The sequence below is a fragment of the Flavobacterium sp. LPB0248 genome (assembly GCF_013388355.1).
Taxonomy (GTDB): Bacteria; Bacteroidota; Bacteroidia; order Flavobacteriales; family Flavobacteriaceae; genus Flavobacterium.
The window spans coordinates 845,333-870,887 of record NZ_CP058246.1 but is presented as its reverse complement, the minus strand read 5'-3'; the positions used below and the strand labels follow the sequence as shown (position 1 = coordinate 870,887).

Sequence of the window (25,555 nt, the reverse complement as noted above, 5' to 3'; positions counted from 1 at the left end):
ATTGTGAAATCTAGATAAAAACCATAGTATTCTCTTCTTTTGCGCTAATTCTTTTAATACTCGATATCTGATAAATATAGGGATAGATCAAAATAAAGCTTATAAAATATAATTAATTGAAGAAAATGAAAAAGAATTAAAAAATAAGAATGAAGGAAAATCTTAACCAGAACGGTTTTAGAAATTTAAAAGAGAAGAAGAGGAATACTAATCTTTAAATAAAAATCCAAGTCCCATATTTTTGAGCATTTTCTTTTCGAAGTTCCAAAAGAATTTGAACTGCCCAAAAATTGTTCCGATAGCAACCAATAAAACCTGATAAATTGGAAAGATAATAATAAGGCGGATAAGTGTAAACCAACCTCCAAAATCTTCTTTAGTAATTCCTAGCCAAACGCAGAAAGGTTTAGACAGCCAAGCAGATGCCGATCCTGTGATGGCAAAAACGATAAATATAATTACGGCTTGTAAATTGGAGGTGATTCCCCAGCGCTTTTTTAATCTATTCATTGCTATTTGTAATGATTACAAATATAGTGTATTATCTTGAGGGAACATAACCCCAAAGCTTTTGTTTGTAAGTATTTTGAAAATAAATCATGTAATTGTAAATTAGGTAATTTACTTCGTAGCCATAATGAATATCTGGACGATAATCTATAGACATTTCATACAAATTTGGGTTATAACGTTGTGGCTGTAAAACACGATTATTCCATTCTGTAACATATAAAATGTTTTTGTTTTCAAGATATTGTAATGAATGATAATTTCGAGGGTAGGCTCTGGAAACAAGCCAATTGCTAAATCCGTTGTCAATAATTATTACTTCGTATTCAAGAGAATCATTTGCAATTCTGACAGTATCGCTTATTTTTTTTGCTGTGACATTATCCGTACTTGCAACCTTCTGAGAAGCAGAAGAACAAGCAATAATAGTTAGTAAAACAATTAATATGGAAATGCATTTTTTCATAGTCTAAATTTACGATATTTTTTTAGGTTCAGAGAGGCAAAGGTTCAAAGTAACAAAGGTTTAACTTCTTACTAATAAAAAAGGATTACAATTTTGTAATCCTTTTTTATTAAAAAGCCTTTGTTACTTTGAACCTTTGCAACTCTGTACCTGAATATTTACTTGCTCCCAAACAATTTTCCAATAAAACCTGCAATTCCTCCTTTGCTTTTGGTTACTACAAGAACGTCGGCAACGTCAACTTTTCCATCGTTATTTTGGTCGAGGCCGAATTGCATTCCGTATTTTGAAATGGTATCCATTATTCCAGAAGCTTGTCCGCTGTTTCCTGAAATGGAGTTTATAATGTCTGAAATTTGAAAACTGTTATCGTTTGGGTCTTTTGCTTTATTTACTAAAGAGCCTAAAATCTGTGGAATTAAGTTGGAAGCAACTCCATTTGAATCGGCACTGCTTAATCCGAATTTTTCTCCAAGATTTCCGCTCAATTGCTGCTGAATCTGTTGCACAACAGGATTACTGCTATCAATAGATGAGCTTCCATTGAATAAACCGGCAATTTGATCTGTGTTTCCTTCAGAAACAATCTTTTTTAAGCCTTCAAAAATAGAACTGCTTGTTTCGTTAATTACGGCTTCATTATGTTCATTTGGAACAGCAGAATTGTTTACAACTGCATCACCTCCATATTGCTGTACTAATTGGGTTAATTGTTCAAACATGATATTTAGGATTTAGATTAGAACTCAAATTTAAACAAAAAAAGAAAGGGATTTATTAAACTGTGTTAATAAATCCCTTTAAGTATTTTAATTATAGTTAATTAGCTTAACAAAGTAATAATCTGTGATGCTAATTCTGTACCAATTCTATCTTGTGCTTCTCCAGTTGCAGCTCCGATATGAGGAGTCAAAGAGATTTTAGAGTGCATTAAGATTGCCATTTCTGGTTTTGGCTCGCTTTCGAAAACGTCTAAACCAGCAAAAGCAACTTTTCCTGAGTCTAAAGCTTTTACTAATGCTACTTCATCAATAACACCACCACGAGCACAGTTTACAATTCCAACACCATCTTTCAAGATTTCAAATTCTTTCTCTCCAATGATGTATCCGTTTTGAGCAGGAACGTGTAATGTAATGAAATCTGATTCTTTAAATAAAGACTCTAAAGATTGAGAAACGATTTTAGTTGTAATTGACTGTCCGTCAAAAAACTCAACTTTTACATCAACTTCAGGAATAAAACTATCAGCAGCGATAACTTTCATTCCTAAACCAAGAGCCATTTTTGCAGTAGCTTGTCCGATACGACCAATACCAACAATACCTAAAGTTTTTCCTCTTAATTCAGTTCCGTTTGCGTAAGCTTTTTTCAAACCATCAAAGTTTGAGTCTCCTTCAAGAGGCATATTTCTGTTAGAATCATGTAAGAAACGAACACCAGAAAATAAGTGTCCAAAAACCAATTCAGCAACAGATTCTGAAGATGAAGCAGGAGTATTAATTACATGGATTCCTTTGCTTTTAGCATAATCCACATCGATATTATCCATACCAACACCACCACGACCGATGATTTTAATACCAGGACAAGAATCGATAATATCTTTACGAACTTTAGTTGCACTACGAACTAAAATTACGTCGATGTTGTTTTCGTTTATATAGTTAGCTACTTGTTCTTGAGCTACTTTTGTAGTGATAACTTCAAAACCACCTTTTTCTAAGGCTAGAATTCCGCTTTTAGAAATTCCATCATTTGCTAATACTTTCATTGTATTTATTGTTTATTTGGTTAATCGTTTAATTGTTTAATCGATAACCAAGCTATTTGATTTTTCTTTTTTGTAAACTGAGACTGAGACTGAGACTGAAAACTAAACTTTAGCTTCCAACGCTTTCATTACATCAACTAAAACCTGAACGCTTTCAATTGGCATAGCGTTGTAGATAGAAGCTCTGTAACCACCAACAGAACGGTGTCCTGGCAGTCCAGAAATATTTGCAGCTTTCCATAAAGCGTCAAAAGTTTCAGTGTGATCAGGATTGTTCAATAAGAAAGTCACATTCATGTTAGAACGATCTTCTACCGCAGCCGCACCTTTGAATAATGGGTTTCTGTCGATTTCAGCGTAAAGTAATTCAGCTTTAGCGTTGTTTAATTTTTCAACTGCAGCGATTCCGCCTTTTTCTTTAATCCATTGTAATGTTAAAAGAGAAACGTAAACAGCAAATACAGGTGGAGTATTGTACATACTTTCTCCTTTAATGTGTTTAGCATAATCTAGCATGCTTGGAATAGTTTTTCCGTTTTTGCCTAAGATTTCTTCTTTAACTACTACTAGTGTAGTTCCAGCAGGTCCCATATTTTTTTGAGCTCCAGCGTAGATTAAATCAAATTTAGAAAAGTCTAATTCGCGTGAAAAAATATCAGAACTCATATCGCAAACAACAGGAACATTTGTTGCTGGAAATTCTTTCATTTGAGTTCCAAAGATGGTATTGTTACTTGTGCAGTGGAAATAATCAGCATCAGCTGGAATTTCGTAACCTTTAGGAACATAAGTATAATTGTCTTCTTTTGAAGAAGCTACGACAACAGTCTCACCGAAAAGTTTAGCTTCTTTGATCGCCGCAGTTGCCCACGTTCCAGAATCTAAATAAGCAGCTTTCCCGTTTTCTTTCATTAAGTTGTATGGTGCCATTAAGAATGCTGTACTAGCACCACCTTGTAAAAATAAAGCCTGATAACCTTTTCCCTGAAGACCTAATAATTCTAAAGCAAGGGAACGAGCTTCCTCCATAACTGCCACGAAATCTTTGCTTCGGTGCGAGATTTCAAGGATAGATAACCCTGAATCATTAAAATTTAAAATTGCTTTTGATGCCTTCTCAAAAACTTCCTGAGGTAAAATACTTGGTCCTGCGCTGTAGTTGTGTTTTTTCATGGTTGTTGTTAATAGTCGAAAATTTTAAAGACGCAAATTTCGGCAATAAGAGCCGAAAAAGCGTTAAAATATTCGAAATAATTAAACAATTTATTACTTTGTTGTTAACAAAAACGTTATAGTATCGACATTGTCTGCGTAATCCCACAATTGCGGTTTTTGGGTTTCGCCAAATGCTGTACTATTTGCAATTAAATTAGTGCTAACAATACATTGAATTTGATCTGTGTCTTCCTGAAGGCGTTTTTCTAATTCTTCAAGATTTTCGTAGTATTCATAAAAAACACTCGAAATAGGCGAAGCATAACTCGAATCTTCTTTTAAAGTCAAAAATCCGTTGTCTAATAATTTGAAATTACTCATTAAAAATACAGCTTTATTATAATCATAATTATTAGCGTATTTTTCATAATGAATAACATCTTGATATTTGAATATTGCCTGAAAAAATGCTTCAAAAGAGTAGTCTTTTGGAATAAAAAGTTTAGAAACATTTCGGCATCCTAAACCAAAATATCTGAAAATATCTTCTCCAAGTGCTTCCAATTCTTCAGTAGTTTCTTTTCCAGTCAAAATCGCAGCCGAATTTCTATTTTTACGAATAATTGAAGGTTTATCTTTAAAATAATATTCAAAATAACGAGCGGTATTGTTGCTTCCGGTTGCAATTACGGCATCAAAGTTTTCAAGTTTTCCTTCTACGAAAGTGATTTTATCTTTGAAATTTTCATCAACAGCAATTAAATATTTAGCTAAAAATGGCAATAAATGCTGATCGTTTGACGAAGTTTTGATTAAAGCTCTGTTTCCTGTGATTAAAACCGATAAGAAATCATGAAAACCAACCAGTGGAATGTTTCCAGCTAAAATTAAAGCAACGGTTTTTGGATTTTCATTATTTTCATCAATTTTATAAGCCGAAAGCCATTTGTCAATGTTTTCTTTTGTCAAAGCGTCAGCCCAAGATTGTATAGAGAAATAAACTTGTTCAGGAGTATACCATCCATTATGAGATTGCGATAAATGAATCAGGTTAATGAAATCATCAAAAAAGATATCATTATATAAAACGCCAGATTTTTGCGCAGAAGCGTCTTCAGAAAACTGACTTAAAAATTTTCCTAATTCAACAAAAACACTTTTTTTTGTTTCTAATGTCATAATGTTTGTTTATGAATTGTTTTGATTGTAATTTTGCACAAAAATAAGCATAATTAAGTCGAAAGACAAAAAGTCCAAAGTCGAAAGTCCAAAGTTGAAAAGGCTTTTATCCTTTTTACTTTAATCCTTTCAAACTTTATGGCTTTAAACTTTATGACTTTTAAACTTTAAGACTAAAAAGATGGCAATTATTATAACTGACGAATGCATCAATTGTGGGGCTTGCGAACCAGAGTGCCCAAATACAGCAATATATGAAGGAGCAGATGATTGGAGATATAAAGACGGGACAAGTCTTTCTGGAAAAATAGTTTTACCTGACGGAACTGAAGTTGACGCTGATGATGCGCAAACTCCAATTTCTGATGAAATTTATTATATCGTACCAGGAAAATGTACAGAATGTAAAGGTTTTCACGATGAGCCGCAGTGTGCTGCTGTTTGTCCTGTTGACTGTTGTGTACCTGATGACAATCACGTTGAAGACGAAGAAACTTTATTAGAAAGACAAGCTTTTTTACATAACGAGTAAAAATTGCTGTAGAAATAGTATAGAATCCTGAGTTGAAAAACTCAGGATTTTTTTTACCCTGATTTCAGGTATTTTAGAAAGTCAGTTTCTTGATAGTGAATGTTTTATTTTTAGACTATTGCGTAATTGTTAGAAAAATAATACTTTAGTTGAAAAAATAACAATGCCTATGAAGAAATTGCTACTTTTATTTATTGTTTTGCTTAGCTGCGTAAGCGTTTTTGCACAAAAGGAAGAGTACTCTATTATTGTTAAGGATATAGAAACTTTGGAGCCAATACAAAATGCCACGGTTAAAATAATGAAAACCCAGCAGATTTTATTGAGCAATGAAGAAGGAAAAGTTACTTTTATGCTGACAGGGGGATCGAATGTTCAGGTTTCTGAAACTAATTATGAAGATCTGACTGTACGCTGGACTTCTTTAAATGGAGATCAAAAATTTGTTATTTATTTAAAGAGTAAAAACAATAAATTGGATGAAGTAGTTTTGTCTAAGGAATCTCCAGAAAAAATTCTGCAAAAATTGGTTAACAATTCTACCAAGAAAATTAGTATTTCCCATAGACAGAAAGTATATGTGAGAGAGTTTTTTATGCTTGACAATCAGTACACATATTATAATGATGGATTGGTAAATTTTCAATTTGATAAAAATAATAATGCAACCACTTTATTGGTTGAGCAAAATCGCTCTTACGGACTATTAGAAGCAGATGTAAGTGCTGATTTAAAAGGATATAATTTGAATAATATAATGGAAAATTATTTGGATTTTAAATACTTAGAACCATTATTAGATCCAAAAGCCAAAAAGGAATATGATTTTACAACCAAAGGACATTCAAAAAACAAAGATTACTACATAATGTCAGTTGTTCCTTTGGATAAGTCCAAAGAAGCGATTGATAATTTCGAAATTATTTATGATCCTTTAAAAAAGATTATTGTAGAATACACTATTTCTGTTACTCCTGCTACTCTTGATAAAGTGGAAGAGAAGACAAAAGAAGGTGAAAAAAACATCACAAAATCGTTTGTCAAAGTAAATTACAGATGGGATGGAACCGATTATTATTTACTGAGTTCAAATGAAGAAATTGGTTATAATGTTGTTTTAAAAGATAAAGCTAAAAATATACAGGTAAGAAATAGTTTTGTCACGACAGGTTTTAATAAACAGAATTTTACTTATAGTGAAAGTGATGTTTTTAAAGAAAAATCACTTTTCAACAAAAAGAATAAAATCTTAACGAATTACTGGGATATATCTGGTTTTACGGCTACCGATGAAGAAAAAGCAATCATCGCATCACTAGAGTTTAAATTGTAATTAAATAAATAGGAAAGAAAAATCCCGAACTTCATTTGTTCGGGATTTTCTTTTTTAAGAAATAACGTTAATCAATAGAGCAGAAAAAGAACTCTTTATCAAATTGCATTAATGTAAATATTTAATTCGCTAAAGAGTTATTAAATCTTATATTTGCAAAATTTTATTGCCGAAACGATTCATTTTGGCAATAACCCAAAAAAGCATATAACGGGTCTGAGTATTTAAAGGCCGATTAAAATAAATAGAAACAAACAGATGAAAGCAGGAATTGTAGGATTACCAAATGTTGGAAAATCAACATTATTTAATTGTTTATCTAATGCAAAAGCGCAGAGTGCAAACTTTCCGTTTTGCACTATCGAACCTAATATTGGTGTTGTAAACGTTCCAGATCCAAGAATCAATAAATTGGAAGAATTGGTAAAACCAGAGCGCGTTCAAATGGCAACAGTAGATATCGTAGATATTGCAGGTTTGGTAAAAGGAGCAAGTAAAGGTGAAGGTCTTGGAAACCAGTTTTTAGGAAACATTAGAGAGTGTAATGCTATTATTCACGTTTTACGTTGTTTTGACAATGATAATATTGTACACGTTGACGGAAACGTAAATCCAATTCGTGACAAAGAAACTATCGATATCGAGTTGCAGTTAAAAGATCTGGAAACTGTTGAAAAACGTTTAGAAAAAGTAAAACGTGCTGCAAAAACTGGAAATAAAGAAGCTCAGGCAGAAGAAGCTTTATTGAACAGAATTAGAGAAGCTCTTTTACAAGCAAAATCTGCAAGAACAATCGTTCCTCAAAACAACGATGAAGAAGTTTTGATGGAAGCTTTCCAATTAATTACAGCAAAACCAGTTTTATATGTTTGTAACGTTGACGAAAGTTCTGCTGTAAACGGAAACAAATATGTTGATCAAGTTCGTGAATTAGTAAAAGATGAGGAGGCTGAAGTTATTGTACTTTCAGTGGGAGCAGAGGCAGATATCACAGAATTAGAAAGCTACGAAGAGCGTCAGGTGTTCTTAGAAGATATGGGACTAGAAGAGCCAGGAGCATCAGTTTTAATTCGTGCAGCTTACAAATTGTTAAAACAGCAAACTTACTTCACAGCTGGTGTAAAAGAAGTTCGTGCATGGACAATCAATATTGGAGCAACTGCACCACAAGCAGCAGGAGTTATCCACACCGATTTTGAAAAAGGATTTATCCGTGCAGAAGTAATTTCATATGACGATTACGTTCATTATGGTTCTGAAGCAAAAGCAAAAGAAGCTGGAAAATTCAGAGTTGAAGGAAAAGAATATATCGTGAAAGATGGTGATGTAATGCATTTCCGTTTTAACGTTTAGTCTTTTTTGGAGAAAAGAAGAAAGAACATAGAGAATAGACTAAGACTGCTGGAGGAATTCAGCAGTTTTTTTATGCTTTAAAATATGCAGTCACAAAGTTTGTCATCCTGAGGAACGAAGGATCGCAAACGAAACGCTACAAAGATTGGGGACTTAGATTACGGAAATTCTAGTGTGATCCTTCGTTCCTCAGGATGACAAAAAAAGACAAAAAAATGAGTAATAAATCCGTTTAAATCTGCGCTTTCGCGAAAGCGAATCTGTAAAATCCGTGTCCCATTTTAGCAACTGAAAAATTTTTGGCTCAAAAATTGGTTACAGAAAAAATAACCAATTACTAATCTAAAATCAACCAATCAAAATGCTAAAAAAAACATTCAAAATTCTAGGCTGGACGCTTTTCGGAATTTTCAGTTTTCTTGCTCTGTACATTTCTTCTGTTTTAATTATTTCAAAAATTACAGTCAATTCAGATGTTGCAAAAGTCGAAGAGCAAGATGCCGTTCCTATCTACATTCTTTCAAACGGAGTCCATACTGATATTGTTGTTCCGATAAAAAATGAAATCAAAGACTGGCGAAACGAAATTCAATTCAGCCAAACTCAATCAAAAGATTCGCTAATGAATTATATTGCTTTTGGTTGGGGTGATAAAGGTTTTTATCTTGAAACTCCAGAATGGTCAGATTTAAAAGCAAGCACAGCTTTTAAAGCCGCGTTTGGAATTAGTTCGTCGGCCGTACATGCTACATTTTTTAAGCAATTAAGAGAAGGTGATGATTGCAGACGTATTTTAGTTTCAAAAGAAAATTATAAAAACTTAGTTAATTATATCTCCAATAGTTTTAGCAATCCAGTTCATCCAGAATGGATTCAAGGTCACAGCTACGGAAAAAAAGATGCTTTTTATGAAGCGAAAGGAAGTTATAGCCTTTTTTATACTTGCAATACTTGGGCGAATAATGCTTTAAAAGCGGCAAATCAAAAAGCAAGTTTATGGACGGTTTATGATAAAGGGATTTTTTGTCATTATAAGTAAACATGGGAAAAATGTAAAACTCAACAAAAATCCAAGAAGTACGGAATTTTCATTAATGCTTAAATTTGAGTGAATATCAAAAATAAGCAAATGAAAAATCATAATATCTTTTCGAAAACTTGGTATTTATTAAAAACAACATTTTTAGAATTCAACGATGACAATGCGATAAAGTTAAGCGCGGCGTTATCTTATTATACCATTTTTGCTTTGCCTCCTTTGTTGATTATTATAATTACCATTTGTGGCTTCTTTTTTGGGGAAGAGGCAGTCACAGGTCAATTATATGGTCAGATAAATCGATTGGTCGGGAATAATGCTGCTGTACAGATTCAGGAGGCAATCAAAAATGTTCAATTATCAGACAGTAATGTCTTTGTAACCGTATTTGGAGTTGTGATGCTTTTAATTGGAGCATCAGGAGTTTTTGCGGAAATTCAGAGTTCAATCAACTACATTTGGGGACTTCGAGCAAAACCAAATAAAGGCTTGAAAAAATTTATTCAAAACAGATTAATGTCATTTTCGATGATCGTTTCTGTTGGATTTTTAATGCTAGTCAGTTTAATGCTCAATGCTACACTCGACGTTTTAAATGCCCGTTTAAAACTTTATTTTCCAGACACAACAATATACCTTTTTTATGTTGTCAATCTTGTGATTGTTTTTGCTAGTATCACATTGCTTTTTGCTATTATATTCCGAACTTTACCAGACGGTATTATCAAATGGAAGGATGCTTTTATAGGAGCTTCTTGCACTGCTATTCTATTTATGATAGGTAAATTTGCAATTGGACTGTACTTAGGAAATTCAACTGTTGCAAGTGTTTATGGCGCAGCGGGTTCTGTAATTATAATTTTGGTTTGGGTATATTATTCGGCTATTATTTTATATTTTGGAGCAGAGTTTACAAAAGTTTATGCCAAAGCTTTCGGCGGAAGTATTTCGCCAAATGATTATTCTGTAGAAATACAAAAAGAGATTTTTGAAATAGAAAATTAATAGTAAATCATATAAGTAATATAAGAAAATTTAAGTTTGTCTTCTTTAAGTTAAAGTCAAAGCTTTTTAAATGAACTTATATTACTTATATGGTTGATAAAACAAATACCACAAATATGAAAATAATAGCCTTTGGAGGAAGTAACAGTAAGCACTCAATCAATAAACGTTTAGCTACTTATGCATCAAGTTTGTTTGAAAATGCCGAAGTTGAAGTTTTAGATCTTAACGATTTTGCAATGCCAGTTTTTAGTGTAGATCTTGAAAAAGAAATAGGTCAGCATGAAGTGGCGCAAGCATTTCTGAATAAACTTAAAGGAGCTGATATTCTGGTGGTTTCAATGGCGGAAAATAACGGGAATTATTCGGTTGCTTTCAAGAATGTTTTTGACTGGAGTTCAAGAATCGAAAAAGACGTTTTTCAGCATAAACCAATGTTATTATTGGCAACTTCTCCAGGAGGTAGAGGAGGCGCATCTGTTTTAGGAATTGCGCAGAATCTTTTCCCTCGTTACGGGGCAGAAATTAAAGGAAGTTTCTCATTGCCAGCATTTGGCTCGAATTTTGATTTGCAAGAAAATAAAATCTCTAATCCAGAATTGGATCAGGAATTGAAAGATATTATTAAATCAAATTTTTAAATGCCACAAAAAAAGATTGCCCTTATTTTCCTTTTATTAAATAGTATTTTTATCAATTTTGCTTTTTCTCAGAAGATCAGCGAAGTTGATAAAATAGTTGCAAAATACCCAAAAAGCTTTGATAGCACAGAGAAATTAGCTGACAAAATCGAAAAAGATTTTGATTCGGATTATGATCGTGCGCGCGCTATTTATAGCTGGATTGCCTTCAATATAAGATACGATTACAATGCATATTTGAATCCGCCGAGAACACAAGGTTTCAGCTATTCTTCTGAAGTCGAAAAACAGCGAAAAATAAAACAACTGAATGATAATCTAATTCAGAAGGCTTTTAAATCTAAAAAAGCAGTTTGTGAAGGTTTTACAGCTTTATATCAGCATTTAGCCTCTTTAATGGGAATTAAATGTGAAATTATTCGTGGCGATTCTAAGATTTCAGTGCGAGATATAGGTAGAAAAACCACTTCATCCAATCATGCATGGAATATGGTTCTGATCGATAAAAAATGGCGCTTAATTGATGTTACTTGGGGACAAGGCTATTATGACAGCAGTAAAGGCAGAATGGTCAACGATTTTAATCCTGCATATTTTGATACTGATCCCGATTATTTCTTTGCCAAACATTTTCCAGATTCTGGAACTTTTTTAGGTAATAGATTAAGTAAAGACGATTTTCTAAATGGCCCGTTAATTTACAATACAACAGTCGAAAAAGATTATAAAATTAAATCGCCCGATTCTGGAATAATTGAAGCTAGAAATGGTGATAAGATTACTGTTGAAATCAAAAATCTCTCAAAATCCAATCAGGTTTTTTATTTAAATAAAAGAAATCAGCCAGTAAAAGTTCAAAACCCGAAAGAAAAACGAAGAGGATTAGAATTCCAAATCGGCATTGATAATAATATTGGAGATTATATTACTGTTTTTGTGGATGGTAATAGTGTTGTTTCTTTCAAAATAACTTCAAAATAATCGATTAAGAAACCAGCAATTTTCATCTTTTCTGAAATTGGCGTATCTTAGCCAGAACGATCCGAATTTGAACACTATGGAAGCGACTTTTCTGAAATCAATCTTAGATAATGATTTCTATAAATTTACAATGCAGCATGCTGTAATTAAACTTTTTCCAAAAGCAAAAGTTCGTTACGGATTTATAAATCGAGGTAAACATATCTTTCCAGAAGGATTTGCAGATTTACTTCGAAAATCTGTTGATGCATTATCTGAGCTTCGTTTAACAAAAGAAGAAAAAAGTTATTTAGCCCATTATTGTCCTTATCTTGATCCTACTTATTTAGATTTTCTGCAAGGTTATAGTTTTGATCCGTCTGAGGTTGAGATTAGTCAGGAAGGTTCAGAAATTTCAGTAACAGTAGAAGGTTATTGGTATAGGACTATTTTATGGGAAGTTCCTTTAATGGCGCTTATTTCGGAGCTTTTTTATAAATCAAATCATTTAATTCGTTTAAATGATGAAGCCATAAAAGAGCTAACAAAAGAGAAAATCGATAATTACAATAAATTAGGAGTTTCGATTTTAGAATTTGGAACAAGAAGACGTCATTCTTACGATGTTCATGATTTAGTCAATGAAACTTTAAGAACTTACGGCGGAAACAGTTTTATTGGAACAAGTAATGTGCATTTTGCAATGGTTAACAATAGAAGACCTTTAGGGACGCATGCTCACGAATGGTTTATGTTTCATGCGGCACAATATGGTTTTCAAGTCGCGAATTTTATAAGCCTCGAAAACTGGACAAAAGTTTATGGCGGTGATCTCGGAATCGCTTTAACGGATACTTATACTACAGAAATATTTTTCAACCAATTCGATAAAAAATATTCTAAGCTTTTTGATGGCGTTCGACATGACAGTGGCGATCCAATTGAGTTTGCCCAAAAAGTAATTGCTCATTATAACAAAATGGGAATCGATCCAAAATCAAAAGTTATTGTTTTTTCAGATTCACTCAATTATGATAAAGTAAAAAAGATTGTCGATTTCTGTCAGGGCAAAATAAAAATGTCATTCGGAATCGGAACAAATTTCACGAACGATGTTGGACTTCCAGCGATGAATATGGTCATAAAATTAACAGACACAAAACCTGATAATATACATTGGCAAGGTGTGGTGAAACTTTCTGACGAGAAGAATAAAAACACAGGAACGCCCGAAATGATTGCCTTAGCAAAAGAAGTGCTTGGAATCAAATAGTATTTTTTTGACAAAAAAGCAGTTTTTTATAATTTTACAGTCTATTTTATTTTAAAATAAATTTAAATAGATTTCAAACTGTTATTATTCATAACAAAAAGAGAATACGCTTTCATTTTTTGCTAAGAAATGGTACATTAGCAAAAAATCCTAAATTCATATATGCTAGAGCAAAATCAATATACCGAAGATAATATTCGTTCACTTGATTGGAAAGAACATATCCGTATGCGTCCGGGAATGTATATCGGAAAACTTGGAGACGGTTCTTCTCCAGATGATGGTATTTATATTCTATTAAAAGAGGTTTTAGATAACTGTATCGATGAGTTCGTAATGGGCTCTGGAAAAACTATTGAGGTATCGATTAAAGACAAAACGGTTTCGGTTCGTGATTACGGACGTGGAATTCCATTAGGAAAAGTGGTCGATGTAGTTTCGAAAATGAACACAGGAGGAAAGTATGATTCTAAAGCTTTCCAGAAATCAGTTGGTTTGAATGGTGTCGGAACAAAAGCAGTAAATGCGCTTTCTACTTATTTCCGTGTAGAATCGGTTCGTGATGATAAACAAAAAGCGGCAGAGTTCTCGGCAGGAAATCTAGTTTCAGAAGAAGATGTAATCGATACTACAAAACGTAAAGGAACAAAAGTAACTTTTACGCCAGACGAAACGATTTTCAAAAACTATAAATTCCGTTTAGAATACGTTATCAAAATGGTGAAAAACTATTGTTATCTAAACAATGGTTTGACAATTATTTTCAATGGAGAAAAATACTATTCAGAAAATGGACTTCGTGATTTATTAGAAGAAACAATCAGCGAAGAAGATTTAGAATACCCAATTATCCACTTAAAAGAACATGATATCGAGGTTGCGCTTACACACAGTAAAACGCAGTACAGCGAAGAATATCACTCTTTTGTGAACGGTCAGAATACAACACAAGGAGGAACGCACTTAGCCGCTTATCGTGAGGCGGTTGTAAAAACGATTCGTGAATTTTACAATAAGAATTTCGAAGCATCAGACGTTCGTAAATCGATTGTGAGTGCGATTAGTATTAAAGTAATGGAGCCGGTTTTTGAGTCTCAGACCAAAACAAAATTAGGTTCTACAGATATGGGTTCTGATGATGGAACGCCAGCGGTTTCTGTTCGTACTTTCGTTAACGATTTCATTAAAACGAAACTAGATAATTATCTGCATAAAAATCCAACTACAGCAGAAGCTTTATTACGTAAAATTCTTCAAGCAGAACGCGAGCGTAAAGAGTTATCTGGAATTAGAAAACTGGCGACAGATCGTGCTAAAAAAGCCAATCTTCACAATAAAAAATTAAGAGACTGTCGCGCGCATCTTCCAGATACCAAAAACCCAAGAAACTTAGAAAGTACGCTTTTTATTACCGAGGGAGATTCGGCTTCTGGATCGATTACAAAGTCGCGTGACGTAAATACGCAAGCGGTTTTCAGTTTGCGTGGTAAGCCTTTGAATTCATACGGAATGACAAAGAAAATTGTGTATGAAAACGAAGAATTCAACTTATTGCAAGCAGCACTGGATATCGAAGACGGATTAGAAAAATTGCGTTACAACAACATTGTAATCGCAACCGATGCCGATGTCGACGGAATGCACATTCGTTTGCTTTTGATTACGTTCTTTTTACAATTTTTCCCAGAATTAATCAAAGAAGGACATTTGTATATTTTACAAACACCGCTTTTCAGGGTTCGTAATAAAAAAGAAACCATTTATTGTTATTCTGAAGAAGAAAGAAAAGATGCGATTGAAAAACTAAAACCAAAACCAGAAATCACCCGATTTAAAGGTTTGGGAGAGATTTCTCCAGATGAGTTTAAAAACTTTATTGGAGATACGATCCGCCTTGATCCGGTTATGATGGACAAGCATACTTCAATTGAACAGTTATTGTCTTTCTATATGGGTAAAAACACACCTGATAGACAAGATTTTATTATCAAAAATCTGAAGGTTGAGATTGATGAGCTAGAGGAGGTTTAAAAGAAAGAATTATAGAAGAATTTTTTAGTATTTATACTGAACAAAATATATGAAAGACGAAGAAGACGATAACATAATTCCAAACGACGACGAGAATAATCAAGATGAAAACCATATTGATGACAATCAAAATGGAGATGACGATGAGATTATTGATGTAGATGCGAAGCATTTCGAAGGACAGCATTTTTACGAAAATCAGGAAGAAGAAGGCGAGGACGTTATTACGAAAGTGACCGGAATGTACAAAGACTGGTTTTTGGATTACGCTTCGTATGTAATTCTAGAACGTGCAGTTCCTGCTATCGAGGACGGATTCAAACCGGTTCAGCGTCGTATTATGCACTCTCTAAAAGAGCTGGATGATGGTCGTTATAATAAAGTTGCCAATGTTGTTGGTCACACCATGCAGTATCACCCACATGGAGATGCGAGTATTGGTGACGCAATGGTACAGATTGGTCAGAAAGATTTATTGATTGACTGTCAAGGAAACTGGGGGAATATTTTAACGGGTGACGGAGCAGCTGCTTCGCGTTATATTGAAGCACGTTTATCTAAATTTGCTTTGGAGGTTTTATATTCTCCAAAAATTACCGATTGGGGTGTTTCGTATGATGGTCGTCGTGCAGAACCAAACAATCTCCCTGTAAAATTCCCATTGCTTTTAGCACAAGGTGCAGAAGGTATTGCAGTTGGACTTTCTACAAAAGTATTGCCTCATAACTTCAATGAATTGATTGATGCGTCGATCAAGATTTTAAAAGGAAAATCGTTTACGCTTTATCCAGACTTCATGACTGCTGGTATTGCTGACGTGTCAAATTATCATGATGGAATGCGTGGCGGACGTGTGCGTGTGCGTGCTAAAATTTCGCAATTAGACAAAAATACATTGGTGATTACACAGATTCCGTTTTCGACCAATACATCAAGTTTAATTGACAGTATTTTGAAAGCCAATGAAAAAGGTAAAATCAAAATCAAGAAAATTGAAGACAATACGGCTGCCGATGTAGAGATTTTAATTCATCTTTTCCCAGGCGTTTCACCAGACAAAACAATTGATGCTTTATTTGCTTTTACAGCTTGTGAAACTTCTGTAGCGCCTTTAGGATGCGTTATTGAAGATAACAAGCCATTGTTTATTGGAGTTTCTGAAATGTTGAAAATTTCAACAGACAGAACAGTCGATTTGCTTCGTCAGGAATTAGAAATTCAATTAGAAGAATTAAAAAATAAGTGGCACTTTTCTACTTTGGAGAAAATATTCATTCGTGAAGAAATGTATATTGACTTCAAATTATATGGAGACAGAGAGTCGCTTTACAAATATTTATACGATCGTTTTGAGCCTTTCAAAAAATCATTCGTTAGAGAAATCAACGACGATGATTTACAGCGTTTGACTCAAATCCCGATGATTCGTATTACGCGTTTCGACTCTGATAAAGCCGATGATTTAATTGCTAAGTTGGAAGACGAAATGAAAGAAGTAGAGCATAATCTGGAACATTTGACAGATTTTGCAATTGCTTACTTTACCAAATTAAAAGAGAAATACGGAAAAGGACGTGAACGTCAGACAGAACTTCGTGTTTTTGATAACGTTGAGGCCACAAAAGTAGTTTTACGTAACACAAAACTTTATGTAAACCGCGAAGAAGGTTTTGTTGGAACAAGTTTAAAGAAAGACGAGTATGTAGGTGATTGTTCTGATATTGATGATGTTATCGTGTTTTTAAGAGACGGAACATTGATGATCACAAAAGTCGATGCCAAAACTTTTATCGGAAAAGACATTATACACGCAGCCGTTTTTGATAAAAACGATAAACGTACCATTTATAATATGATGTATCGAGATGGTAAATCTGGACCATCTTATATAAAACGTTTCAACGTTACTGGTGTAACTCGTGATAAAGCGTACGATTTGACAAATGGAACAAATGGTTCGCAAGTTGTTTATTTCTCGCATAATCCAAATGGAGAAGCTGAGGTTGTAACTATTTTATTGCGCCAAGTTGGAACAATCAAGAAACTGAAATTCGATATTGATTTTGCGAAATTGGCAATTAAAGGACGTGGTTCTAAAGGAAACCTAGTGACCAAATACCCAATCAAGAAAATCGAATTAAAAGAAAAAGGAATTTCAACTTTATTGCCTAGAAAGGTGTGGTTTGACGATACTGTAAAACGTTTAAATGTTGATGCAAGAGGAGAATTGTTAGGAGAGTTTAAACCAACAGATAAAATCTTAGTAATTAGCCAGTCAGGGAAATTGAAAGTAATCATTCCGGAATTATCGACTCACTTTGAGGAAGATATGATTGTCTTGGAAAAATGGAAACCTAAAAAACCGATTTCTGCAATTTATTATGATGGTGAAAAAGAACGTTATTTCTTGAAACGTTTCCTTGTAGAAAATGAAGGAAAAGAAGAGAGTTTTATCACTGACCATCCAAATTCACAACTGGAGATCGTTTCTACGGATTATCGTCCAGTAGCGCAATTGATATTTGCTAAAGTAAAAGGAGTTCAAAAAGACGATTTACATATTGATGTAGAAGACTTTATAGCCGTAAAAGGTTTCAAAGCTCTTGGGAATCAATTGACAACTGATAAATTAAGACAAGTAAATCTATTAGAACCGCTTCCTTATGAGGAGCCAGTTGAAGAAGTTCCTGAAAAACCAGAAATTCCAGAAGATGATTCTGTGGAGACAGAATTAGATGACGACGGCCAAATAGGCTTGGTTTTAGAATAAAAAAAAGAAAACGCTAAGATTTAATTCTTAGCGTTTTTTTATAGCGTTAAATTAATTTTCAACCGCAATAGCCTCTGCTATAATCCATTTCACTTCGTTGTTTTCAATAATTACCGAGATGCTGTTGTTGTCTTTAACTTCTCCAGAGATTATCTTTTTGGCTAGAGGTCTTCTTAAATGCGTTCGAATAATGTTCTTGATAGGTCTTGCACCATATTTAGCATTATAGCCGTTTTCAGCTAAATACAGTTTAGTTTCTAAAGGAATTTCTACTGTGATTTTACTATTTTTCAATAAATCAATGAATTCTTTTTTAAGGTGGATCTCAAATATTTTTAGAGCATTTTCTTTATTGATTGGAGCAAAAGGTACAATTTCTGTTAATCGCCCTAAAAATTCAGGTCTGAAATAATTTGCCATGATTTCCATTAACGAACTAGATGCTGGAATTTCACCATTGTTAAATGTATTGACAATATGATCTGCGCCAATATTCGACGTAAAAAGAATTATGGCATTGGAGAAATCTCCTTCTTTACCTAAACGATCGTGCAGTTTTCCTTCGTCCATGATTTGAAGAAATACATCAAAAACGGAAGGGTGTGCCTTTTCAATTTCGTCAAATAAAACAATAGAGTATGGTTTTTGTCTAATCTTATTTACCAATAATCCACCTTCTTCATAACCAACATATCCTGGAGGAGCGCCAAGAATTACTACAAAATGTATTAGACTTGTTAAAGGACGAAAGTTCTTCTTTTGCAGGTTTGGGTAAAGACTTTATGAACAGCTCTTTGGTTGAAATTAATCAGCTTTTAGCTTCTGTGGAACAGCAGGCGAGAGAAAGCAGTTTTTCTAAAAATAATGATCCTTATCTCATGATTAAGCCAAAGATCGATGAGTCTATAGGAAAGTCATTTGGAATACATTATTGGTCTACTTGTGCAGAAGAAGGAAATGATATCAAAGCAGGGACTGTTTTAGAATCTAAAGAAGATTTACTGTTTGTAAGTAAAGAGGCAGTATTGGTTACCAATACAGTAGGCGGTATGAACAAGCAGAATAATAAAGACCGTATTTTAGCTTATCGAAACGCGTTACTGACTCGTGGCAGAATTGTAACATTTGCAGATATAAAAGCATTTGGATTTAATCATTTTAAAAGCTGTGTAACAGATATTAGAATAGAAAAAGGAACACGAAAAGAAATTTCAGTAAAAGCAGGTTTCAGTAGAACAGTAGATATTTATCTAAAAATTGATGCAACAGAAAGAAGCTATCTATCCGCTACAGAATGGGATTATCTGTCCGAAAGTTTTATAAAAAACTTAAAAAACAGGTCATCAAATGTATTTCCTTATCGTCTTTTCATAGAAGAATAAAAAATAAAAAACGCCGAAAAATTACTTTTCGGCGTTTTACTTAATTGGGGATTTATTTTGGTTTTACTGGTATTTTTTATCCGTTAGCGTTTTCATAAATGCAACAAGAGCCTTTTCTTCTTTTACACTCAAATTCAGTTTGTCAAAAGGAAGCGTTTGGTTTTCTACTTCATAGCCTAAACCAATTCCACCACCCTTATTGTAGAAAGAAACTACTTCTTCGAGCGTTTTAAAAACTCCGTTATGCATATATGGCGCTGTAACAGCAGCATTTCTGACAGTTGGCGTTTTAAATGCACCAACTAATTGAGGCATTTGATTGTAGATGTAACGGCCTTTATCTGGACTTAAAGATTTTCCTGAAGCTTCACTTGGAGTTCCGATAACTTCATGTTCGGTTTTGGAATAACTTGGCGGAACTGTTCCGTTAAATAATGGCGTAAAATGGCAAGTGGCACATTTTGCTTTTCCCATAAAAAGGTTCATTCCTTCGATTTCTTCGTTGTTCAGAATATTTTTATTTCCTCTCATGTATTCATCAAATCTGGAATCGAAAGCATTTAAAGAGCGTACATAACTCGCAATAGCATTTTGAATCTGCCACGCTTCTGGCTTTGATATTTTTGGATAAGCTTTTTTGAATAGTGTTACATATTCCTTATCCAGCTGAATTTTAGCATGAATATTTTCCATCGAGCCATGCATTTCGTCTTTATTCTGAATCACATCCACACTTTGTTTTTCTAGATCCAACTGACGCATATCCCAAAATTGAGCATTCTGCAAAGAAGCATAGGTTAGAGTAGGAGTGTTTCTTGGTAAATTCATTCCCGTTAATGAAATGTTTGTTTTTAATCCGTCTGTAAAAGCTTTTTCAGGATTATGGCAAGTTGCACAGCTTCGGTCATTGTTTTTGGAAAGACTTGTATCATAAAACAATTTTTCGCCTAAAATGGCTTTTTCTTTAGTAAAATTATATTCTTTAGAAAGTACAAAAGCATTCACATCAAAAGCGTCTTTATCAAATAAAGTTTCAATTGTTGGTTTCAGCGGACTGCTTTTCTTTACATTTTTAATGTTTTCTTCTTTCTGAAAAGTTTTCAGTTTTTTCGAAATTGGATTTAGATATTCAGATATAAAAATAGCACGATTGAAAGCATTGAAATTAGTATTTTCAGTACAGTATTTTTGTGCGTTTTTGGTTAATTCTCTTAATTCAGATACCGATTTATTATTTGCATTAATTTTTTCAAGCGTTTCTGGAATTGAGATTAAACTCTGGCTAGCTTCTGGAATTGAAGACTGTAGGATCGGACTGTCAAAACCTGTAATTCCTAAAGCAATAACTCGAAATACATTCTGCTGAATGGCATCCAAAACATAATCATCACTAATGGTAATAGCCTCAAAAGTGCTTTTTAACTGTTTAATATTCGCCTGAAAAATATTCAATTCTCTCGTTAAATCTTCTTTGCTTTCAGGATTGTATTCAGGATATATCATTTCTTCCATAACCTGAAAACCATGAGGTTCAAAAGATCGGTTTTCTTCCAGTTCCATTTCATCTAATGCTGGACCATTCATGAATCTAGCTGTTTCAGGAATAAAATATTCAATTGCCCATTCGACTTTTTTGTATGCTAGACGTGATTTTTTAAATTGGGCTACAATTTCTTTTTGTGAAGAATTGCTGGTTACAAGTTTTTGAAATTGTGAAATTTCGTTGCTAAGTTTATTTAAGTCTACAAGTAATTCTTGTTTGACCGTTGGTTTTGATGCTTCGCTTTCTTTGCATGAATAGAAAAAAGAAAGCAGTATAAATAGAAAAGTAAAATATTTTAATTTCATAGTGGAGTTGTAATAGAAACAACCCTTATCGAAAAATAAGGGTTGTCAATAGATTTTGGTAGAAATTATTAGCGCTGTACGTTTCTAATAATTACAGTTTGTCCTCCCTCTTTGTTAGTTTGAGTTCCTGAACCATCAGCATTTTTAAATGCATCACTTTGCCAAGTATGAGGGTGAATATTTACAGTGAAAGTATCTGGAACGCCAATGATATCTGAAATGTCTTGCATAGCTCCAAATTCCCAGCTTCCAAATCTCATTTCGCCAGTTTGGTTATAAAGTGCATTCCAAGTTGTATCTGTTCTTTTGTGGTTCATATTTAACCACGGTTTATTCTGTTTTGTAGCAATATTGTACTGCCAAATATATGAATCGTGTTTTGCATCTGCATAATAACTATCACCATCTTCCTGAATGTAAACATAGTTTTCAGTCACACATAAGTTATCAGGATTGATGATTCCGGTTCCAGGAGTACTGTCACCTTCAACAGCCAATTCTAAAGTTCCTTTTAATGGGTTTGTTGCATCTAATTTTACTTTATAAACTCTTCCCCACATTGTATATCCTTCAACAGGAGCATTGTTTGTTGCTTGACCAGTTGCAGTAAAGTAAATTTCTCTATTGTTGCTTGCGCTTCCTTTTCTGTAATCTACGTCTTCAACTCTTGAGAAACGAATTGCTTTTAAATCATTAACCGTTGTATTGATTACCGCACCAGTTAAGTTTTTTGCATTCGGAATTTCAACAAATTCAACTGGATATGAATTGTTTAAAGTGATGGTTGTTTCAACTTGATTTCCGTCAGTTCTTTTTAAAGCGTATAATTTCCCGTTAGATAAATCGCCAACTGTACTCACATACATAATTAACTGACCAGCACTCACGTGAGAAGTTGCATACGATTGATCTTCACCAATTAAAATAACTGTTTTTCCTGGGTAAGCTTCTTTTGGAAGCGGAACAGCGTTTTCCATACTCGCTTTTCCTAAAGCTGGCAACACTCTGTCAGTTCTAGCTTTATCAGTAGATAATCCAAGAGGATTAATTCCGTGAACCATACTTTCCTGACCGCTTTCTCCAGCAGTTAAAAAAATTGGTCCAAATCCGTGGATTTCTGGAGTTGCCAAAGTAGCAGAACACAAACGAGTAAGACCTCCAACACCATCAACGATATAGTCTCCTTTTACAGGCTTGAAAGTTTTGTCTAAATATACTCTTGATACAGATTGAATAATTTCATGGTTAGTAATCATAATGTATCCATCACCTTTAGGATCTTTCATTATTCCAGCTCCGTCAGGCTGCGCACCATAAACAAAAGATGGAGAATCAGGAAGTACATCAGAACTAGCAATTAAAGTGGTGATTTTTAAGTTTTCAAAACCTGTCTGAGCATAAACAAAAGGTGGTACTTTTGAATGTGAAGTGAAATCGATGCTTGCGTTTACATCGTTTTTTGAATCTTTGTCATCATTTTGACAGCCAATTGCAGTAAGACCTGCAATTCCAAGCAAGGTAATCGATTTTAAGAAGTTAGCTTTCATAAAGTGTTTTTTTGTGTTTTTTTTGATTAGAGCAAAGCTATCTTTCAAAAACAAAATACATGTTATGAGTATTTTTCCTTTTTGCTAACTTTTATAAGTGTTGTATTACTAAATAGTAAATTAAAAGTTTGGAATGTAAATTTTAGATTCCCAAAAAAATCTTAAAGCGGTTTAAAAAGCTGATTTAGATTGACTGCTTTTTTCTCTTTTAGCTTTTTTACAATTTTAAGAAAAGCAATCGCCGTGATGTAAGCATCACCCAAAGCAGTGTGACGGTCTTTTTTTGAAATATCAAATTTGTCAGCCAAATCATCTAAGGTATAATGATCTTTTCTTTCGAATAAATGCGATTGAATCAAAGTCTTTTTGTACAAATAAGCGGTATCTAAAGTTTTATTGGTTAAATGCGGAAGACCATTTCGTTCTAAAGCTTTATTAATCATGGTAACATCAAAAATTGTGTGATGCGCAATGATTATAGAATCTCCTAAAAAATCTAAAAATTGCTGTAAAGCCTCTAACTCGGTCGGACGTTTAATCAATAAATCTTTTAAAATGCCATGAATTTGAGCAGTCGTTTTATCATAATGATCTTGTTCTAGATAAACTTCAAAACTATCCTGAACATTAATGATTCCGTTTTGAAGAACCAATGCGCCAATACATAAAATACGATCGTTATCATAATCAAATCCTGTAGTTTCGGTATCTAAAACAACAAAACGAGTTTCTTCGATGGTAATATTTTCATCGAATAGATTAGTCTCTTCTTTTTTCCAAAAATTGAATAAACTCATAATTATACCAGATTTGAAATATTAAAACGTACTGAAATAAGTTCCTGAAGTTCTTTGATAGTTTTAAAAGTACGTTTCAGCTTAATTTTTTCCATTTTGGTTAAAGATTCCAGCTCGATAAATTGACCCGAGTCATGATGTAACAATCCTTGTTTCGTTCTGAATTTTAATAATGCTTTGAACGAATAAGAACATGATAAATACAATTCTCTATTATTTGGTTCCAGTTCAGCCAATTTTTCAAAACGCTCTGCCGTATTACTGATTCCTTTTACGGAATGCGATAAAATTAAAACACGCGCCGCATCGGTTAAAGGCATTAAAGCTCTACGCTTAATATCAAAATTGTCTTTGTTTGCACCATCTTGTTCAACCAAAAACTGTCTAAAGAAGCCAGTAGGAGAAGGGCTTTGCAAAGCACCGCTCACCAAATGCATATAAAAAATCGGATTTGCTTTTACATTTTCAAAAATAGAATCAGATAATTCGTTAACGATTTCAGAATCGCCATAAGTTTTGCTGTAATCAAAGAAAATAAAGGAAAGTAAAACTTCATTTTTCCCTGGATTTGTAATCCAATGATGCACCTGAGCTTTCCATTCATCCAGGCTCATGCACCATTTCGGACTAGAAGCCATCATATCGGCAGGACAATAATCGTAACCAATTTCAAATAGGCCTTTATTGACAAGACCGGCAAATTTTAAGAAATATATTTTCGTTTCATCTCTAAAAACTTCATTTACATTTTCATAAACAATTGCATTATCTTGATCGGTATGCAGCATTTGTTCGCCGCGTCCTTGGCTTCCAAGCGCCAACCATGCAAATTTTACAGGCGGCGGACTGCTCATTTTTTCCAAACAGATCTCGATAACTCGAGTAGTGCAGGCCTCGTTCAATTCTGTAATGATTTTGGTAATCAAAGTCATCGGAATATTTTGATCCAGATAACCTTGTAGCAGTTGCATAATTCGGTTGCGGATTGGTTTTATTTCCTTGATTTTTTTAGTGCGTTTTAAGGCTTTTATTAAAACCGCAGGATTGTTTCCAAGCGCCACCATAACGTCGTGTTTCGATAAAATTCCGACCGCTTTAGTATTTACCGTTCCATCTTTCGTTAAACACAAATGGCTGATATTGCTTTTCATCATCGCCATTTGAGCCTCAGTAACCGTCATTTTTTTTGGATACGTAATAACAGGTTTCGTCATTATCGTTTCAGCTGTTGTCGTAATTGGAAAATCACCGGTAACAATTTTATTTCGAAGGTCTTTATCAGTTAGAATACCAATTGGAAGCATTTCATCAACAATCAGAATAGCACCAACTTTCTTTTTATTCATAATCTTAGCCACTTCCTTAACAGTCGTTGTCGGACTGCAGGTTACGATTTTTTTTGAATATTTGATGGGCGCTAGATCAAAAGAATGATTGCTCGAATGCAGGTTTTCATTTAACTGATCATCGCCATATAATTTATCTTTATGAATGTCTGAATACGGATTTCGAGTATTTGAAGCATAACTTTCAATTAGGAAATTACCAATGTTTCTGTTTTCAAGGGCGTAAGGTTTAAAAACCGCAATAGGAATAGCGTAAAGAATACTTTCTTCATGTGCTACAGCTTCCATAATGTAATTTTCTTGTGCCAAAAGCGGACGAAGTCCAAAAATATCGCCTTCGTCACACATGTCTAAAACCGTATTTTTAGTGCTTTTTTTTAATGCAATTGCACCTTTATGCACTACATAAAAAGAATCGTGCGTTTTATCATTTTCGGCAAAAATTACGGAATCTTTTTCTTTATAAATAATAGAAATCTGTTCAGACAGATTTTCTAAATCTCTCTGGTGTAGAAAATTAAACGGCGGATAGTTCTTTAAAAAGTCGGCAACACGTTGCGAAATGGTATTTTTCATTTGGTTAGATTAGAGTTCTAATGTACTATTTATAATAG

General features: G+C 33.6%; 21 protein-coding genes and 1 pseudogene. 11 read left to right on the top strand and 11 right to left on the bottom strand.

Going from position 1 to position 25,555, the window contains the following annotated elements; all coding sequences use genetic code 11:
* Positions 1 to 207: 207 nt before the first annotated feature.
* The 6 genes from LPB248_RS03540 to LPB248_RS03515 form a co-directional block, all read right to left on the bottom strand.
* Positions 208 to 510: a DUF6787 family protein gene (locus LPB248_RS03540; protein WP_160782411.1), complete on the bottom strand. Its 303-nt coding sequence runs from the start codon at positions 508 to 510 to the stop codon at positions 208 to 210.
* Between the two features lie 31 nt (positions 511 to 541).
* Positions 542 to 976 carry a DUF6146 family protein gene (locus LPB248_RS03535; protein WP_177210207.1) on the bottom strand — a complete coding sequence of 145 codons (435 nt, stop codon included), beginning with the start codon at positions 974 to 976 and terminating at the stop codon, positions 542 to 544.
* A gap of 158 nt (positions 977 to 1,134) precedes the next feature.
* Positions 1,135 to 1,698, bottom strand: coding sequence for a DUF937 domain-containing protein (locus LPB248_RS03530; protein ID WP_177210206.1), 564 nt, complete (start codon positions 1,696 to 1,698; stop codon positions 1,135 to 1,137).
* Between the two features lie 101 nt (positions 1,699 to 1,799).
* The gene (locus tag LPB248_RS03525) at positions 1,800 to 2,750 is read right to left on the bottom strand and encodes a D-2-hydroxyacid dehydrogenase (protein ID WP_177210205.1); all 951 of its coding nucleotides are present in this window, start codon (positions 2,748 to 2,750) and stop codon (positions 1,800 to 1,802) included.
* 102 nt (positions 2,751 to 2,852) lie between these two features.
* A complete protein-coding gene (serC, locus tag LPB248_RS03520; protein WP_177210204.1) occupies positions 2,853 to 3,923 on the bottom strand; it encodes a 3-phosphoserine/phosphohydroxythreonine transaminase in 1,071 nt (356 codons plus the stop codon).
* Positions 3,924 to 4,016: 93 nt separating this feature from the next.
* On the bottom strand, positions 4,017 to 5,084 hold the full coding sequence (locus LPB248_RS03515) for an acyl-CoA reductase (protein WP_177210203.1): 1,068 nt from the start codon (positions 5,082 to 5,084) through the stop codon (positions 4,017 to 4,019).
* 181 nt (positions 5,085 to 5,265) lie between these two features.
* Between LPB248_RS03515 and LPB248_RS03510 the strand changes: the two genes are divergently transcribed.
* The 10 genes from LPB248_RS03510 to LPB248_RS03465 all read left to right on the top strand — a co-directional run bounded on the left by LPB248_RS03510 (position 5,266) and on the right by LPB248_RS03465 (position 18,021).
* On the top strand, positions 5,266 to 5,616 hold the full coding sequence (locus LPB248_RS03510; protein WP_111366760.1) for a 4Fe-4S dicluster domain-containing protein: 351 nt from the start codon (positions 5,266 to 5,268) through the stop codon (positions 5,614 to 5,616).
* 169 nt (positions 5,617 to 5,785) lie between these two features.
* Positions 5,786 to 6,949 (top strand): hypothetical protein, encoded by a 1,164-nt coding sequence (locus tag LPB248_RS03505; RefSeq protein ID WP_177210202.1) that lies wholly within the window; start codon positions 5,786 to 5,788, stop codon positions 6,947 to 6,949.
* A gap of 258 nt (positions 6,950 to 7,207) precedes the next feature.
* Positions 7,208 to 8,302 carry a redox-regulated ATPase YchF gene (gene ychF / locus LPB248_RS03500; RefSeq protein ID WP_177210201.1) on the top strand — a complete coding sequence of 365 codons (1,095 nt, stop codon included), beginning with the start codon at positions 7,208 to 7,210 and terminating at the stop codon, positions 8,300 to 8,302.
* Between the two features lie 361 nt (positions 8,303 to 8,663).
* Positions 8,664 to 9,341: a TIGR02117 family protein gene (locus LPB248_RS03495; RefSeq protein ID WP_177210200.1), complete on the top strand. Its 678-nt coding sequence runs from the start codon at positions 8,664 to 8,666 to the stop codon at positions 9,339 to 9,341.
* A gap of 90 nt (positions 9,342 to 9,431) precedes the next feature.
* Positions 9,432 to 10,346: a YihY/virulence factor BrkB family protein gene (locus LPB248_RS03490; protein WP_177210199.1), complete on the top strand. Its 915-nt coding sequence runs from the start codon at positions 9,432 to 9,434 to the stop codon at positions 10,344 to 10,346.
* 116 nt (positions 10,347 to 10,462) lie between these two features.
* Positions 10,463 to 10,987 (top strand): NADPH-dependent FMN reductase, encoded by a 525-nt coding sequence (locus tag LPB248_RS03485; RefSeq protein WP_177210198.1) that lies wholly within the window; start codon positions 10,463 to 10,465, stop codon positions 10,985 to 10,987.
* Positions 10,988 to 11,968: a transglutaminase domain-containing protein gene (locus LPB248_RS03480; protein WP_177210197.1), complete on the top strand. Its 981-nt coding sequence runs from the start codon at positions 10,988 to 10,990 to the stop codon at positions 11,966 to 11,968.
* A 76-nt stretch (positions 11,969 to 12,044) separates the two neighbouring features.
* On the top strand, positions 12,045 to 13,220 hold the full coding sequence (gene pncB, locus LPB248_RS03475) for a nicotinate phosphoribosyltransferase (RefSeq protein WP_177210196.1): 1,176 nt from the start codon (positions 12,045 to 12,047) through the stop codon (positions 13,218 to 13,220).
* A gap of 162 nt (positions 13,221 to 13,382) precedes the next feature.
* The gene (locus tag LPB248_RS03470; protein ID WP_177210195.1) at positions 13,383 to 15,251 is read left to right on the top strand and encodes a DNA topoisomerase IV subunit B; all 1,869 of its coding nucleotides are present in this window, start codon (positions 13,383 to 13,385) and stop codon (positions 15,249 to 15,251) included.
* A 49-nt stretch (positions 15,252 to 15,300) separates the two neighbouring features.
* On the top strand, positions 15,301 to 18,021 hold the full coding sequence (locus LPB248_RS03465) for a DNA gyrase/topoisomerase IV subunit A (protein ID WP_177210194.1): 2,721 nt from the start codon (positions 15,301 to 15,303) through the stop codon (positions 18,019 to 18,021).
* 51 nt (positions 18,022 to 18,072) lie between these two features.
* Here the strand turns inward: LPB248_RS03465 and LPB248_RS03460 are convergent.
* Positions 18,073 to 18,738 (bottom strand): annotated as a pseudogene (locus LPB248_RS03460) (AAA family ATPase); the annotation flags it as partial.
* Positions 18,739 to 18,755: 17 nt separating this feature from the next.
* Between LPB248_RS03460 and LPB248_RS03455 the strand changes: the two are divergent.
* A complete protein-coding gene (locus LPB248_RS03455) occupies positions 18,756 to 19,403 on the top strand; it encodes a hypothetical protein (protein ID WP_255463003.1) in 648 nt (215 codons plus the stop codon).
* Between the two features lie 63 nt (positions 19,404 to 19,466).
* On the opposite strand, the gene LPB248_RS03450 is transcribed toward LPB248_RS03455, so the two are convergent.
* From LPB248_RS03450 to LPB248_RS03435, 4 genes are all read right to left on the bottom strand, one after another.
* Positions 19,467 to 21,251: a cytochrome-c peroxidase gene (locus LPB248_RS03450; RefSeq protein WP_177210193.1), complete on the bottom strand. Its 1,785-nt coding sequence runs from the start codon at positions 21,249 to 21,251 to the stop codon at positions 19,467 to 19,469.
* A 68-nt stretch (positions 21,252 to 21,319) separates the two neighbouring features.
* Positions 21,320 to 22,798 carry a hypothetical protein gene (locus LPB248_RS03445; RefSeq protein ID WP_177210192.1) on the bottom strand — a complete coding sequence of 493 codons (1,479 nt, stop codon included), beginning with the start codon at positions 22,796 to 22,798 and terminating at the stop codon, positions 21,320 to 21,322.
* 161 nt (positions 22,799 to 22,959) lie between these two features.
* Positions 22,960 to 23,595, bottom strand: a complete 636-nt coding sequence (locus LPB248_RS03440; RefSeq protein WP_177210191.1) for a PolC-type DNA polymerase III — start codon at positions 23,593 to 23,595, stop codon at positions 22,960 to 22,962.
* 2 nt (positions 23,596 to 23,597) lie between these two features.
* Positions 23,598 to 25,517, bottom strand: a complete 1,920-nt coding sequence (locus LPB248_RS03435; RefSeq protein ID WP_177210190.1) for a DUF294 nucleotidyltransferase-like domain-containing protein — start codon at positions 25,515 to 25,517, stop codon at positions 23,598 to 23,600.
* Positions 25,518 to 25,555 lie beyond the last annotated feature (38 nt).